General features: G+C 67.3%; 14 protein-coding genes. 10 read left to right on the forward strand and 4 right to left on the reverse strand.

The annotated features are described in order from the left end of the window. Positions 1-38 precede the first annotated feature (38 nt). Positions 39-869 (reverse strand): phosphoenolpyruvate hydrolase family protein, encoded by an 831-nt coding sequence (locus IB257_RS07820; RefSeq protein WP_175164168.1) that lies wholly within the window; start codon positions 867-869, stop codon positions 39-41. An 11-nt stretch (positions 870-880) separates the two neighbouring features. Beyond that, entirely contained in the window at positions 881-2,092 is a 1,212-nt protein-coding gene (locus tag IB257_RS07825) for a Tm-1-like ATP-binding domain-containing protein (protein WP_054452480.1), read from the reverse strand. 147 nt (positions 2,093-2,239) lie between these two features. Between IB257_RS07825 and IB257_RS07830 the strand changes: the two genes are divergently transcribed. Beyond that, positions 2,240-2,887, forward strand: coding sequence for a TetR/AcrR family transcriptional regulator (locus IB257_RS07830; protein ID WP_054453648.1), 648 nt, complete (start codon positions 2,240-2,242; stop codon positions 2,885-2,887). A 6-nt stretch (positions 2,888-2,893) separates the two neighbouring features. Here the strand turns inward: IB257_RS07830 and IB257_RS07835 are convergent, their stop codons facing one another. Then, the gene (locus tag IB257_RS07835; protein ID WP_156337347.1) at positions 2,894-3,712 is read right to left on the reverse strand and encodes an IclR family transcriptional regulator C-terminal domain-containing protein; all 819 of its coding nucleotides are present in this window, start codon (positions 3,710-3,712) and stop codon (positions 2,894-2,896) included. Positions 3,713-3,852: 140 nt separating this feature from the next. On the opposite strand from IB257_RS07835, the gene IB257_RS07840 reads away from it, so the two are divergent. The 9 genes from IB257_RS07840 (at position 3,853) to IB257_RS07880 (ending at position 12,491) form a co-directional block, all read left to right on the forward strand. Next, positions 3,853-5,430, forward strand: coding sequence for an alkaline phosphatase family protein (locus IB257_RS07840; protein WP_192492112.1), 1,578 nt, complete (start codon positions 3,853-3,855; stop codon positions 5,428-5,430). Between the two features lie 50 nt (positions 5,431-5,480). Then, positions 5,481-6,449: a tripartite tricarboxylate transporter substrate binding protein gene (locus tag IB257_RS07845; RefSeq protein ID WP_192492113.1), complete on the forward strand. Its 969-nt coding sequence runs from the start codon at positions 5,481-5,483 to the stop codon at positions 6,447-6,449. A gap of 71 nt (positions 6,450-6,520) precedes the next feature. After that, the gene (locus IB257_RS07850) at positions 6,521-7,015 is read left to right on the forward strand and encodes a hydroxyquinol 1,2-dioxygenase (RefSeq protein WP_192492114.1); all 495 of its coding nucleotides are present in this window, start codon (positions 6,521-6,523) and stop codon (positions 7,013-7,015) included. A gap of 34 nt (positions 7,016-7,049) precedes the next feature. Further along, positions 7,050-8,069 (forward strand): hydroxyquinol 1,2-dioxygenase, encoded by a 1,020-nt coding sequence (locus tag IB257_RS07855; RefSeq protein WP_175164164.1) that lies wholly within the window; start codon positions 7,050-7,052, stop codon positions 8,067-8,069. Between the two features lie 35 nt (positions 8,070-8,104). After that, positions 8,105-9,565, forward strand: coding sequence for an aldehyde dehydrogenase family protein (locus tag IB257_RS07860; RefSeq protein ID WP_119449282.1), 1,461 nt, complete (start codon positions 8,105-8,107; stop codon positions 9,563-9,565). A 9-nt stretch (positions 9,566-9,574) separates the two neighbouring features. Then, positions 9,575-10,447 (forward strand): intradiol ring-cleavage dioxygenase, encoded by an 873-nt coding sequence (locus IB257_RS07865; RefSeq protein ID WP_175164162.1) that lies wholly within the window; start codon positions 9,575-9,577, stop codon positions 10,445-10,447. Then, positions 10,422-10,793, forward strand: coding sequence for a Rieske 2Fe-2S domain-containing protein (locus IB257_RS07870; protein WP_054452499.1), 372 nt, complete (start codon positions 10,422-10,424; stop codon positions 10,791-10,793). The genes IB257_RS07865 and IB257_RS07870 overlap by 26 nt, the downstream gene beginning before the upstream one ends. 82 nt (positions 10,794-10,875) lie before the next feature. Beyond that, positions 10,876-12,066, forward strand: coding sequence for an FAD/NAD(P)-binding oxidoreductase (locus tag IB257_RS07875; RefSeq protein WP_119449280.1), 1,191 nt, complete (start codon positions 10,876-10,878; stop codon positions 12,064-12,066). Further along, positions 12,063-12,491, forward strand: a complete 429-nt coding sequence (locus tag IB257_RS07880) for a DUF1641 domain-containing protein (protein ID WP_119449279.1) — start codon at positions 12,063-12,065, stop codon at positions 12,489-12,491. Before IB257_RS07875 ends, IB257_RS07880 begins: the two co-directional genes overlap by 4 nt. A gap of 94 nt (positions 12,492-12,585) precedes the next feature. Here the strand turns inward: IB257_RS07880 and clpB are convergent, their stop codons facing one another. Then, on the reverse strand, positions 12,586-15,192 hold the full coding sequence (gene clpB / locus IB257_RS07885) for an ATP-dependent chaperone ClpB (protein WP_175164157.1): 2,607 nt from the start codon (positions 15,190-15,192) through the stop codon (positions 12,586-12,588). Positions 15,193-15,225: the final 33 nt, after the last annotated feature.

Below are 15,225 nucleotides of genomic sequence, written 5' to 3' on the forward strand. Positions count from 1 at the left end.
GCGGCCCAGGGATGGAGAAAACGTCGGAAGCGACGGAATCAGAACGTCAGGCTCTTGAATTCGCGCGTTGCCGCGGTCAGTGCCTGTTCAGTGGGCAGCCGCTCCATCGAGCTGGCGCCATAGAAGCCATGGCAATGCTTGCACGCGCGCAGCACGTAGGCCGCGTCTTCGGGCGTGGCGATGGGACCGCCGTGGCACAGCACGATGATATCCGGGCGCACCGCCAGCGCGGCAGCGGCGATGCGGTCGATGGCCGCCACGCAACCGTCCAGCGTCTGCGCGGTCTCGGCGCCAATCGAGCCGCCGGTCGTCAGGCCCATATGGGCCACGATGATGTCGGCGCCGGCCTTCGTCATGGCGACGGCGTCGTCCTCGTTGAACACGTAGGGCGTGGTCAGCATGCCCTTCTTGTGGGCCAGGCGGATCATGTCCACTTCCAGCGCGTAGCCCATGCCGGTCTCTTCCAGGTTGGCGCGGAAGGTGCCGTCGATGAGGCCCACGGTGGGAAAGTTCTGCACGCCGGCAAAGCCCTGGCGCTTGAGGTCGTCCAGGAACACGTCGAAATCGCAGAACGGATCGGTGCCATTGACGCCGGCCAGCACCGGCGTCTTCTTCACCACCGGCAGGACTTCGCGCCCCATGTCCACCACGATCTCGTTGGCGTTGCCATAAGCCAGAAGCCCCGCCAGCGACCCGCGCCCCGCCATGCGGTAGCGGCCCGAGTTATAGATCACGATCAGGTCGATGCCGCCCGCTTCCTCGCACTTGGCCGACAAGCCGGTGCCCGCGCCGCCGCCGACGATGGGCGTGCGCGAGCGCACCATGGCGCGATACTTGTCCAGGAGTTCGTTGCGGTCAAAGCGCGGCATGGCGGCGGTCCTCAGTGTGTAGCGATTTCAAGAAATTGGTCGACCGCGGTCTGGGCGAAGAGCGGGTCGTTGATATGGCACGGCACGCGCACCAGGCGGCGGTCGGCGGTCTGCACCAGATTCGCCTCCAGCGCCGCGTACAGCGCGGCGTCGGCTTCCGGATCCCAGAACGCCTGTCCCGGCGCGTCCAGCGCAGAGACGCCGCCCTCCGGGATCAGGAAGCGCACCGGACCCTGGCATTGATTCAGCCTGGCGGCGATCCACTCGCCCTGGCGGGTGTTTTCTTCCACGGTGGTGCGCATCAGCGTCACCTGCGGATTGTGCGGATAGAACTTGCGGCCGCGGTAGCGTTCCGGAACGGTGTCCATGGCGCCGAAATTCACCATGTCCAGCGCGCCGCAGGAGCCCACGTAAGGCAGTCCGGTGCGGGCCACTGCGCCGAAGCGGTCCTCGGTGCAGGCCAGCACGCCGCCAAACAGGAAGTCGCAGACTTCGGTGGTGGTCAGGTCCAGCACGCCGCCCAGCAGATGGCTGTCCAGCAGCTTTTCCATCGACTGCCCGCCCGTGCCGGTGGCATGGAACACCAGGCAGTCGTAGCGGGACTCCAGCAGCGGCGTCACCTGCTGCACGCAGGCGGTGGTGACGCCGAACATGGTGATGCCCACGGCGGGCCGGCCGTCATCGGCCGTGGCGCTCGCCGCCTGTTTGAAGGCGCCGCCGATCGCGCCGGCGGCATTGGCCAGCACCCGGCGGGAAATGCGGTTCAGGCCCGCGACGTCGGTCACGGAATACATCATGGCAATGTCCGAGGGCCCGACATAGGGCGCGACATTGCCCGAGGCCATCGTCGACACCATCAGCTTGGGCGTGCCGATCGGCAGCGCGCGCATGGCGGGCGTGATCAGCGCGGTGCCGCCCGAGCCGCCCAGGCCCAGCAGCGCGCCTATCCCGGCGTTGCCGGCCGCGTAGCGTTCGAACGCCAGCGCCATGGCCGCGATGGCCGTGCCACGGTCGCCGGTGAAGACCGCGCCGGCGCCGCCCGGATGGCTGGCGGCCACCTCGCTGGCCTGCACCTGTGCCGCGCTGGCGGCGCCGGAAGTGGACACGTCCACCGACACCGGATCCAGTCCGTCCCGGCGCAGCAGGTCCATCACGTACTCAGCCTCTTGGCCCTTGGTGTCATAGGTGGCGGCCACGTAGACCCGCCGATTCGTATGCGTCATGACTCCTCCGCGGGCGGCTACACTCGGTGCGCGCCTCGATATGTGAGGCCGCGAGGCCTGTAGAATCTAGAAATGAGACGAAAGAATCATACTGAGACACCTGTCTCACGTCAAACTCCCGCCCCCTCCGCGGCCGGCACGGCGCGCCTGATCGCGCCGGCCAGTCCGCAAGCCGCCGCCAGCGGCGAACCGCCGCACGGGCCGCGCGCGCGCATGCGCAAGATCCTGCTGGATGCGGCGCAGCGGCTGATGGCCCAGGGCATCACGCCGTCGGTGGCCGAACTGGCCGAACACGCGCAGGTATCGCGCGCCACCGCCTATCGCTACTTTCCCAGCCAGAGCGCGCTGATCGCAGCCGTGGTGGACGAGAGCCTCGGGCCCATCCTGGCCTGGGACTCTGCCGCGCCCGACGCCGCCGACCGCATCGACGAACTGCTGCGCTTCGCCTACCCCCGGCTGGCAGCGCACGAAGCGCCGCTGCGCGCCGCCATCATGGTGTCGCTGCAGCAGCACGCCGAAGCCAGCGCCGGACGCGCCGCAACCGAACCCCGGCTGGTGCGCGGCCATCGCGTCGACATCCTCAGGCGCGCCATCGCGCCGCTGGCGCCCGAGCTGACCCCGGCCCAGCTGGACCGCGTGGCCCAGGCCTTGTCGCTGGTCTATGGGACGGAGGTGTTCCTGGTGTTGAAGGACATCTGGAAACTGGAGCTGGCCGAACTCACGGACGTAGCGCGCTGGACCGCCCGCGCCATCATCGCGCAGGCGCGCGCAGAGGCGAAGGCCGCCAAGGCCTGAACGGCTTCAATCGCGCCGGTTCATCCCGGCGGAGATGGCCCGCGCCGTGCGGCACAGCGGCTCCAGGCACTGCTCCACCATCTGCTCGGCCGTGCGTACGCCCTGGATCCACACGATGTTGACGCAGCCGTAGAGCCGCCCCGGCGCGGCCAGGATAGGCAGGGCGATGGCCTCCAGCCTGTCGTTCTGATCCTTGCGGGTCTTGTCGTAGTCGCCGCCAAAGCGCTGCTCGCGCAGGCCGTAGCCTTGGCGGCGTGTCTGCTCCAGCATTTTCTCCACGGCGGCGCAATCGTGGGCCAGCGCGTCGCCCTCGCGGCGGCTGCGGCGCAGCGCGGCCAGGATCGAATCGCGCTCTTTGTCGGCGCAGAACGCCAGATACGCGCGCCCCACCGCGGAGCGCAGCATGTTGATCTGGAAGCCGATGTTGTCGCGGCGGATGGTGAAGTACGACTGGCTGCGGTTGGTTTCGCGCACGATCATGGCGGTGCCGCGGCGCACCGTCAGGTCCGACGGCCACAGTACCTGCGCCTGCAGCCGGTCCAGCTCCGGCGCCGCGCACTGGCCCAGCAGATCCAGCACGCGCGCGCGCCGGCTGGGCTCGTTGAGCGAGCTGGCGGGGCAAAAATAGTCGTCCGCGATCCGCCGCCAGATCAGTCCGCGCAGTTGCAGCGTCGCCAGGATGCGCAGCAGCGTGGCCTTGGCGTAGCCGGTGCGCACATGCAGCTCCTGCAGGCTTGCGCCCTGCGTGGCGCGCACCTCGTCCAGCACGATCAGGCCGCGCTCCAGCGCGTCTATGGTCTTTACCTTCGGCGTCCAACGGCTCATTGCGCCCCCTCTTTCAGCACAACCGGAAATTTCACTCAGTGAAACTCTAGCAAAACCTGCTTGAGCCGCCCAGCCCCCGCGAAATATCGTGGCGTCTAACGCAAGCCGCGGTGGCTGGCGGAACGGGAAGAGAGGCGGGAATGAGCGGACAGGCTGTACGCAATGTGCTCTGGATCATGTGCGACCAATTGCGCTGGGACTACCTGTCCTGCTATGGGCACCCGCGCCTGCGCACCCCCAATATCGATCGTCTGGCCGCCGAAGGCATGCGTTTCGACAATGCCTTCGTGCAGGGCCCGGTCTGCGGGCCGTCGCGCATGTCCTATTACACCGGCCGCTATGTCACCAGCCACGGTGCGGTGTGGAACTTCGTCCCCATGCCTGTCAGCGAAATGACGCTGGGCGACTACCTGCGCCCCCTGGGCGTGCGCGTGGCGGTGGCGGGCAAGACCCACGTGGAGGCCGACAGGTCCGGCATGCGGCGCCTGGGCATAGATCCGGCAAGCGCCAGCGGCCTGCTGGCCGCGCAAGGCGGCTTCGAGCCCTACGACCGCGACGACGGCATCTGGCCACCGGGCTTCAACGACGAATCGCACCACTACACGCAATACCTGCGCAAGCAAGGCTACGACGGCGCCAATCCCTGGCACGACCACGCCAACTCGGCGCTGGGCGCCAACGGCGAGATCCTGTCCGGCTGGAACATGCGCTATGCCGGCCTGCCGGCGCGCGTCGCGCAAGCCGACTCCGAAACGCCCTACATGACGCGGCGCGCGATCGAATTCATGGAGCAAAGCGGCGAGCAGCCCTGGGTGCTGCATCTGTCCTACATCAAGCCGCACTGGCCCTATGTCGCACCCGCGCCGTACCACGCCATGTACTCGGCCGACGACATGCAACCCGCCAAACGCGCGGCGCGCGAACTCGAAAACGCGCATCCCGTGCTGCAGGGCTTTCGCCAGGCCGAGGTCAGCAGGAACTTTTCCTGCGACCAGGTGCGCGAGACCGTGATACCCACCTACATGGGCCTCATCAAGCAGGTCGACGACCAATTGGGCGTGCTGTTCGACTACCTGCGGCGCAGCGGCCGCGACCAGGACACCATGGTCATCTTCTGCAGCGACCATGGCGACTACCTGGGCGACCACTACCTGGGCGAGAAGGAATTGTTTCACGATTGCGTGGCCAAGGTGCCGCTGATCGTGCGCCTGCCCGGCGACGGCGCGCGCCGCGGCGCGGTGGAATCGCGGCTGGTGGAAGCGATCGACCTGGTGCCCACCATCCTGGACGCGCTGGGCGCCGAGATCCCCGACCACATCCTCGAAGGCCGTTCCCTGCTGCCGCTGCTGCGCGGCGAGGAACCCTCCGACTGGCGCCGCGCCGTGTTCTCGGAAAACAACTACGCGTTCCGCGACTTCGTGCGCGAACCGCTGGGCCGTCCCGCCGACGGCTGCCACACCATCATGGTGCGCGACCACGATTGGAAGTACGTCCATTTCGAAGGCCTGCGTCCGCAGCTGTTCGATTTGCGCGCCGACCCGGACGAGTACGACGACCTGGGCGCGGATCCCGCGCACGCGTCCGTGCGGGAACGCTACCAGGCCATGCTGTTCGACTGGCTGCGCAACCGCAGGATCCACCCCACCGTCAGCCACGCCGCCATGACGGGATGGACACGCAAGGAGGACTCGGTCGGCATCCATATCGGCAGGTGGTAGCGCAGCGCGCCCGGACCAGGGCGCCTGAAAAAATAAACTCAGGAGACAGCATGAAATCGCAATTACTTGCGCTGGCAGCCTGTATGGCCGCCGGCACGGCGTCGCACGTCCAGGCGCAGGAGGAGTGGCCCACGCGCGCCATCCGCATCGTGGTCGCCTTTCCCGCGGGATCGCCGGGCGACACCGCCGCGCGCATCGTGGCCGACGCCGTGGGGCAGTCGCTCAAGCAGCCGGTCATCGTCGAGAACCGCCCCGGCGCGGGCGGCAACATCGGCGCCGAAGCGGTGGTCCGTGCGCCCGCCGACGGCTACACCTTCCTCGAAGCGCCCGACACCGTCGTCACCATCAACCCCGCCATCTATCGCAAGCTGAATTTCAAGGCCGACGACCTGACGCCGGTGGTCGCGCTGGCGAACTTCAACCAGATGCTGGTGTGCTCGGCCGCCTCGGGCCTGCGCACGCTGGCGCAGCTGGACGCGCAAGCCAAGAAGACGCCCGGCGCCCTCAGCTATGCCTCCGGCGGCCAGGGCGTGCCTGGCCATCTGGCGATGGAGCTCTATCTGTCGGGCGCCGGCCTGGACATCCTGCATGTCCCCTACAAGGGGCCGTCGCCCGCCACGCAGGACGTGCTGGCCGGCCAGGTGCCCTGCGGTTATCTGGCCTCGCCGGTGGTCGCGCCCTACGTTGCGGCCGGCAAGCTCTACGGGCTGGCGGTGTCGGGCAGCGCGCGCTCGGTCCAGGCGCCGGACGTGCCGACCATGCAGCAGGCCGGCGTGGCCGGCTACGACGCCACCTTCCGCGAAATGCTGTTCGCGCCCAAAGGCACGCCGGCCGCCATCGTGCAACGCATGAATACGGAGGTGGCGCGCGCCCTGGCGCTTCCGGAGGTGAAGCAGAAGCTGCAAGGCAACGACCTCGATCCGCAGCCCGAATCGCCCGACGCCACTGCGCTGCGCTTGCGCGAGGACGCCGCCAAATGGACCGGCGTCATCCGCAAGATCAATCTCAAGGTGGACTGAGACGCCCGCCCCTTTCCCCCGTCCGCGCCCTTTCCGCCGCGCGGGCAGCAGTACCCGACACAGGAGGCACCATGAACACCGCAACACCGACCACCGTCTTCGGCTCGCTCAAGGATTACCGCAAGGGCTCGATCGAGATCACGCAAGGCTCGCCGCGCCATTACGTCTTTTCCAACATTTTCGAGGTGGCCGCGAACTCGGCGCCCTACGAAAAGGTCGTCGTCGGCAAGAACCTGGAATACGTCATCGAAACGCTGCGCGCCGAAGGCGTATCGCCTTGGTACGCCTGCAGCCACGACGAGTTCGCGATCCTGATGGACGGCCAGGCCCAGGTCGAGTTCCTGGCGCTGGACCAGCCGCCCCCCGCCACTGACGGCACGGTGCTGGCGGGGACGGCCCCCGCCGGCAAGCCCATGGGCCGCGTGCTGCTGGGCCGCGGACACCAATGCCTATTGCCCGCCGGCTGCGCCTACCGCTTCACCGCACCGTATCCGGGCGTGCTGCTGATCCAGACCCGCGCCGGCGAATTGTCCGTCGAAAAGTGGGCGGACATCTGCCTGCAGTAAGCCGCCCCCCTTTTTCCTTTTCTGGAGTACCGATATGGCCATGCTGGACACCCCCGCTCCCGCCTCTTCCTTCGCCGCCGGCAAAGTCGCGGCTGGGCCCGCCGACGCCGTCACCGGCTACAAGCGCTTCGATCTCGGCGCGTTCACCTTCACCCGTGACGAATACTTCGTCAAGGTGCACTGGCCTTCCAAGGGCCAGACGCGCACCCACGCCATCGCGGCCGACGCTTTCCTGCGCGCGCTGATGCGCGACGTGGCCTGGGGCTTCTTCTACGGCTGGGTCAACTTCGACCACGTGTTCGGCACGCGCAACCACTACGGCAAGGTGGACGTCTACGCCGGCTCGTTCAACGGCGTCATGAAGGCCGCGGGCGTGGACTACACGGAAACCTTCGACACGCCGCTCATCATGGCCACCTTCAAGGCCATGCTGCACGACTGGACCAACGAAGGCTTCGATCCGTTCGCCGCGCCCGAGGAAACCGGCTCCGCCTTCGGCCGCAAGCACGGCGACAACATCGCCGCCATCGAGCGTTCGCGCATCGCCACGCGCCGCATGCCCGGCCTGCCGGAAGACTCGCCGCTGCGCGACGACCTGCCGGTCAACCGCGCCTTCGCCGACGTGACCCAGGATGAGCCGCAGATCCAGGCCGAACCGGGCTACGAAGGCGCGCTGCACGCGTTCAGCCTGTTCAAGTACCTGTCGCGCTCGGACGTGACCTGGAACCCCTCTGTCACCTCCGTCTGCGGCGCCAGCCTGTTCTGCCCCACCACCGAGGAGTTCATCCTGCCGGTGTTCCATGGCAATGACCGCGTCGAATGGTTCCTGCAACTGTCCGACGAAATCGTCTGGGACATCGGCGACAAGGACACCGGCGCGCCGCGCGCCCGCGTCACCATGCGCGCAGGAGACATCTGCGCCATGCCCGCCGACATCCGCCATCAGGGTTATTCGACCAAGCGCTCGATGCTGCTGGTCTGGGAGAACGCCACCCCCGATCTGCCCCAGCGCTACGAAAGCGGCGAACTCGCGCCCTACCCCGTCGAGTTCTGAATCCGCCTCCTTCCACCCATCACGTATCCAGAGCCATGCAGAACAAACTCTTTATCGACGGCCGTTTCGTGGACGCAGCCGCCGGCGGCACGATAGACGTGCTCAACCCGCACGACGGAACCCTCATCACTGCCATCGCCGCGGCCGAAGCCGAAGACGTGGACCGCGCGGTCGCGGCCGCGCAACGTGCCTTTCCCGCCTGGTCGCGCATGGCGGCGGCCGAACGCGGGCGCCTGCTGCTCAAGCTGGCCGACCTGATCGAAGCCAACGCGGAAGAACTGGCGCAGCTGGAAACGCTGGACACCGGCCATCCGATACGCGACACGCGCGGCCTGGACGTGCCGCGCACCGCCGGCTGCTTCCGTTACTTCGGCGGCATGGCCGACAAACTGCAAGGCAGCGTCATTCCGGTGGAAGCGGGCTTCCTCAACTACGTGCAGCGCGCGCCCATCGGCGTGGTCGGCCAGATCGTGCCGTGGAACTTCCCGCTGATGTTCACCAGCTGGAAGCTGGGGCCGGCGCTGGCGGCCGGCAACACGGTGGTGCTAAAGCCTTCCGAACTCACCCCCCTGTCGACCCTGCGTATCGCCGAACTGATGGCCCAGGCGGGCTTTCCCGAAGGCGTGGTCAACATGGTCCCCGGCTACGGCCACACCGCAGGCCAACGCCTGGCCGAGCATCCCGGCGTGGGCAAGATCGCCTTCACGGGGTCGACTGCCACCGGCCGCCGCATCGTGCAGGCGTCCCAGGGCAACCTCAAGCGGGTACAGCTGGAACTCGGCGGCAAGGGCGCCAATATCGTGTTCGACGACGCCAACCTCGACGCCGCCATCAACGGCGCGGCCTGGGCCATCTTCCACAACCAGGGCCAGGCCTGCATCGCAGGTTCGCGCCTGATGCTGCACGACAAGATCGCCGATGCCTTTCTGGAGCGCTTCACGGCGCTGGCGAATTCCATCCGCCTGGGCGACCCGCGTTCGCCCGATACCGAAATGGGTCCGCTGACCTCGGCGCAGCATCGCGACAAAGTCCTGTCCTACGTGGGCATTGCCGCCGAACAGGGCGCGCGCCTGCTGGCCGGCGGCCAGGCGCCCGGCGGCGAACTGGCCCGCGGCTACTACGTCGCGCCCACCATCGTCGAAGCCCGGCCCCAGGACCGCGTCGCGCAGGAAGAAGTCTTCGGCCCTTTCGTCACCGTGCTGCGCTTTGGCAGCGACGAGGAAGCGCTGGCCATCGCCAACGCCACCGATTACGGCCTGGGCAGCGGCCTGTGGACGCGCGACCTGGCCCGCGCCCACAAAATGGCAGGCGCCATCCACGCCGGCATGTGCTGGATCAACTGCTACAAGCGGGTCAATCCCGGCAGTCCGTTCGGCGGCGTGGGCCAGTCCGGCTACGGACGCGAAATGGGCTTCGAGGCCATGCATGACTACACTGAGGCAAGGTCCGTGTGGGTCAATGTGGACGCCGCCGTGCCGCCGCATTTCAAGCGCTGAGGAGCCGCCATGAACCCTGCCATGCCGAACGCCGAAACCGCCCTGACCGACACGGTCGCCGCCGCCTTTGCCCAGACGCCGGATCCCAGGCTGCGTCAGCTGATGCAGTCCCTGGTGCGGCATCTGCACGCCTTCGTTGCCGACGTCGAGCCCACCGAGGCCGAATGGATGGCCGCGATCCGGTTCCTGACCGAGACCGGCCAGATCTGTGACGGCGCGGTGCGGCAGGAATTCATCCTGCTGTCCGACACGCTGGGCGTGTCGATGCTGGTGGACGCCATCAATCACCGCAAGCCGGGCCAGGCCACCGAGAGCACGGTGTTCGGCCCCTTCTACATGGCCGGCATGCCCGAGCGCGCGGCGGGCGAGGACATGGCGCAGACGCCAGGCGAGCCCGCGCTGGTGCATGGTCATGTGCGCGACACCGAAGGCCGGCCGCTGGCCGGCGCCGTGCTCGACGTGTGGCAGACGGCCGCCAACGGCATGTATTCGGGCCAGGACCTGGACCAGCCGCAGGGCAATCTGCGCGGCCGCTACCGCAGCGGCGAAGACGGCAGTTTCGCGATCCGCACCATCCTGCCGGTGTCCTATCCGATCCCGGGCGACGGTCCCGTCGGCCGCATGATGGCGGCGACCGGCCGGCACATCTTCCGGCCGGCGCATCTGCACTTCATGATCGATGCGCCTGGGCACCAGCGGCTGGTAACCCATCTGTTCAACGCCGGCGATCCGTATCTCGCGTCGGACGCGGTGTTCGGCGTGAAGCCCTCGCTGGTGCTGCAATACCGCCCGCAAGCTGCGGATTCCGCGCTGGGCAAGCGCTACGGCTTCGGGTCGGACTTCCACGAGGGACGTTATGACTTCGTGCTGCCCCGCGCTTGAGCACGCCGCCGGGGCGGCGCTGTGCCGGGTCGAAGACATTCCGGATGGCGGCTCGCTGACGGCGGAGATGGGCGCGCAGCCGGTGGTCCTGCTGCGGCGGGGCCAGACGGTCTGGGGCTACGTCAACCGCTGCCCCCACTTCTCGGTGACGCTCAACGCGGCCGACGGCGCGGTCCTGACCTACGAAGCCCAGGTATTGATGTGCGCGCATCATTCGGCCCTGTTCCGCTTCGAGGACGGGCTGTGCATCGAAGGCCCCTGCCAGGGCGCGGCGCTCGATCCGCAACCGCTGCGCGTGGACGCGGGACGCGTCTACGCGGCCGATTCGAATCTGAAAATCGATTGAAAGGTTGACGCCGCCGACAACAGTTGTTACACACACAGACGCATTGCACTTGCCCTCAGAATCTCTCCATAAGAGGTGGTTTATGAACAAGCGTATTGTTGTCGTAGGCGGCGGCGTAGGCGGCACCATGCTCGCCAATCAGCTCGCCGGAAAGCTGTACCCCGAAATCAGCCGCGGTGAAGTCTCCATCACGCTGCTGTCGGACACGCCGGATCACTACTACAAACCGGCGTTCATGTACGTGGCCTTCAACCTCTTCTTCCAAGAGGAACTGAAACGGCCGGAACGTTCCCTGCTTCGCCCCGAGATCGAATTCCGCGTCGACAAGGTCACGCGGTTCCACTTCGACCGCCAAGAGGTCGCCACGCAGGGCGGCAAGCGCTACGGCTATGACTATCTGGTCATCGCCACCGGCTGCGTACCCTCGCCCGAACGCATCGAAGGCCTGAAGGAGGCCGGAGACCACTTCTACCAATACGCGCCCGCCAGGCAGTTGGCGGACCGCCTGTCGCGCATCGAGCGCGGGCGGGTATTCATCAGCGTCACCTTCCCCAAGACGCCCAACGTCCCGCACCAGTGCGGCATCGCGCCGATCGAAACCACGCTGATGCTGGACGACTACCTGCGGCGGCGCGGCGTGCGCGACAAGGTGGAGATCATCTACACCTACCCCACCACCTCGCAGCTGCTTCGCAATTGCCTGTTCCTGCAGCGGCCAACCTGCGAAGTGCTACCCGCCATCTTCGAGCAGAAGGGCATACAGTTTCAACGCGGCTTCACCTTGTCGCGGGTCGATCCCGACCGGCGCATCGCCTACTCGGAGGAAGGCGGCGAACAGCCCTTCGACATCCTCATGGCCACGCCGCCGATACGCGCGGTGGATGTCGTGCTGGAGTCCGGCGTGTCGCAAGCCGAAAACAACGAAGGCTGGCTGCCGACCGACCACGAGACGCTGCAGGTCTACGGGCTGCAGAATGTCTACGTCATCGGCGACACCGTCGACCTGCCGGTCAGCAAGGCGGGCGGCTCCTGCCATAACCAGGCGCCGGTCATCGCCAACAACATCGCCGGCGAGATCCGGCTGGGCCAACCGTGCAGCGCCTATGACGGCCGGGTGCAGGCGGTGGCCCAGATGGGGCTGAACGCCGGCATGCCGCTCTGGTACGACTACACCCATGACGTGCTGCCCACGCCGCCCACCAAACTCGGCGGCCTGCTGCGCCACGGGTTCAACCGCGGCCTGTACTGGGCCGTCGCAAGGGGAATGCTATGAACGCGCCGCACGAAGCAAGCGCCACGCAGGTCGCCGACGCGGCCGCTCCGTTCCTGGGCGGCGGGCCGGGCGCACGCGCGCTGGCCGACAGGCTGGGCCTGCTGGCCGAAGCGGGACGGCTGGACAACATCGCCGACCTGCTGTCGCTGGCGTCCGATCTGGTGGATCTGCTGGATCAGTCCATGGTGGAAAAGCTGGCGCTGCTGTCGGAACAGGCCAGCAGCGCCGCCTGGACCGCCGCCAATACGCTGCGCGATGCCCACACGCGCACATTGCAGGAAGCGCGCCCTCCGAGCCTGACCGGCCTCATCGGCCTGATGCGCGATGAGGACACCCGCCGTGGCATGGCCGTGGTGCTGCGGGCGCTGCAGACGCTGGGCAGGCAGATGGCGGCGCAACGCAAGGACTACGCCGACGCAAGCTGAAGACGCATGTAAAAAACCCCCGGAAACTGGACGTCAGTCCAGCTTCCGGGGGTTGTTTTCATGCGCGGCCGGGATCTCGCCGCGCCGGACCCGTTTACTGCAAGGTCCGCGTAAAGACGAACTGCCCGTCCTGCCAGTCCACCGGCACCACGTCGCGCGGGCCGAAGCGGCCTTCCAGGATCAGGCGCGCCACCGGGTTTTCGATCTGCTGCTGGATCGCGCGCTTCAAGGGGCGCGCGCCGAACACCGGATCGAAGCCGGAGCGGGCCAGTTCCGCCAACGCGGGTTCGCTCACTTCGAGGCGCATCTCCTGCTTTTCCAGGCGCTCGCCCAGGCGGCGCAGCTGGATGCGGGCGATCGACTCGATGTGCTGCGCTTCCAGGCCATGGAACACGACCACTTCGTCGATACGGTTCAGGAATTCGGGGCGCAGGGTCTGCTTGAGCTCGTCCCACACCACTTCCTTGACCACTTCGTAAGGCTTGCCGGCCAGGCTCTGGATATGGTGCGAACCCAGGTTGGACGTCATCACGATCACCGTGTTGCGGAAGTCCACCGTGCGGCCCTGGCCGTCGGTCAGGCGGCCGTCGTCCAGCACCTGCAGCAACACGTTGAAGACGTCCGGATGGGCCTTTTCGACTTCATCCAGCAGCACCACGCTGTACGGCTTGCGGCGCACGGCTTCGGTCAGGTAGCCGCCTTCTTCGTAGCCCACGTATCCCGGCGGCGCGCCGATCAGGCGGGCCACCGAGTGCTTCTCCATGAATTCGCTCATGTCGATGCGGATCATGTGCTCTTCGGAATCGAACAGGAACTCGGCCAGCGCACGTGTCAGCTCGGTCTTGCCCACGCCCGTGGGGCCCAGGAACAGGAAGGAGCCGTAGGGGCGCGACGGGTCCGCCAGGCCGGCGCGCGAACGCCGGATGGCGTCGGACACCAGGCGTACGGCCTCGTCCTGGCCCACCACGCGCTTATGCAGGTATTCCTCCATGTGCAGCAGCTTCTCGCGTTCGCCCTGCATCATCTTGGACACCGGAATGCCGGTGGCGCGCGACACGACCTCGGCGATTTCCTCGGCGCCGACGCGGGTGCGCAACAGGCGCGGACGCCCTTCGCCGCCCTCGGCTTCCTCGGCCGCTTCCGCGGCGCCCACTTCGGCCGCCTTCAGGCGCGCTTCCAGGTCCGGCAGCTTGCCGTACTGCAGCTCGGCCAGCTTGTCGAACTGGCCCTTGCGCTGCAGTTCCGCCATTTCGGCGCGCACGCTGTCGATTTCTTCCTTGATGGCCTGCGTGCCCTGCACCGCCGCTTTCTCGGCCTTCCAGATTTCCTCGAAGTCGTTGTACTCGCGTTGCAGCTTTTCGAGTTCGTCCTCGATCACGCCCAGGCGGCGCTTGGAAGCGTCGTCGGATTCCTTCTTGACGGCTTCGCGCTCGATCTTGAGCTGGATGATGCGGCGGTCCAGCTTGTCCATCACTTCCGGCTTGGAATCGATTTCCATGCGGATGCGCGCGCCGGCCTCGTCGATCAGGTCGATGGCCTTGTCAGGCAGGAAGCGGTCGGTGATGTAGCGGTGCGAGAGCTCGGCCGCGGCCACGATGGCCGGGTCGGTGATCTCGACGCCGTGGTGGATTTCATAGCGCTCCTGCAGACCGCGCAGGATGGCGATTGTGGATTCCACGTCGGGCTCGTCGACCAGCACCTTCTGGAAGCGACGCTCCAGCGCCGCGTCCTTCTCGATGTACTTGCGGTATTCGTCCAGCGTGGTCGCGCCGATGCAGTGCAGCTCGCCGCGCGCCAGCGCGGGCTTGAGCATGTTGCCCGCGTCCATCGCGCCTTCGGCCTTGCCCGCGCCCACCATGGTGTGGAGTTCGTCGATGAAGACGATGTTGCTGCCGTCGTCCAGCGACAGCTCTTTCAGCACGGCCTTCAGGCGTTCTTCGAATTCGCCGCGGAACTTCGCGCCGGCCAGCAGCGCGGCCAGATCCAGCGACAGCACACGCTTGCCGCGCAGCGTTTCGGGAACTTCGTCATTGACGATGCGCTGCGCCAGGCCTTCGACGATGGCGGTCTTGCCCACGCCGGGTTCGCCGATCAGCACGGGGTTGTTCTTGGTGCGGCGCTGCAGGATCTGGATGGTGCGGCGGATTTCGTCGTCGCGGCCGATCACCGGGTCGAGCTTGCCTTGGCGGGCGCGCTCGGTCAGGTCCATGGTGTACTTGGACAGGGCTTCGCGGTTGGATTCGCCTTCCGCGCCGGAGACGTTCTCGCCGCCGCGCACGGCGTCGATCGCGGCCTCCAGGGCCTTTTTCTGCAGGCCCGCGTCGCGCAGGATGCGGCCGGCGTCGCCCTTGTCGTCCGCCAACGCCAGCAGGAACAGTTCGCTGGCAATATAGGTGTCGCCACGGCGCGCGGCTTCCTTGTCGGTGCGGGTCAGCACCGCCTGCAGGTCGCGGCCGACCTGGACGTTGTCGTCGCCCTGCACCTGCGGCAGGGACTTCAGGGCGCTGTCGAGGGCCGACTGCACCCGGTTGACGGCCACGCCGGCGCGCGCCAGCAGGCTGCCCGCGCCGCTGTCGGAATCCGACAGCAAGGCGGAGAGCACGTGGATGGGCTCGATGTAGGGATGGTCGTTGCGGGCGGCCAGACTCTGAGCGTCGGCCAGGGCTTGCTGGAACTTGGTAGTCAGTTTGTCGAATCGCATAATGGTCGTTTGGCTTGTTGGGGAGCCTGACCG

Source organism: Achromobacter sp. ACM03 (assembly GCF_014851665.1).
Classification (GTDB): Bacteria; Pseudomonadota; Gammaproteobacteria; order Burkholderiales; family Burkholderiaceae_B; genus Achromobacter; species Achromobacter aegrifaciens.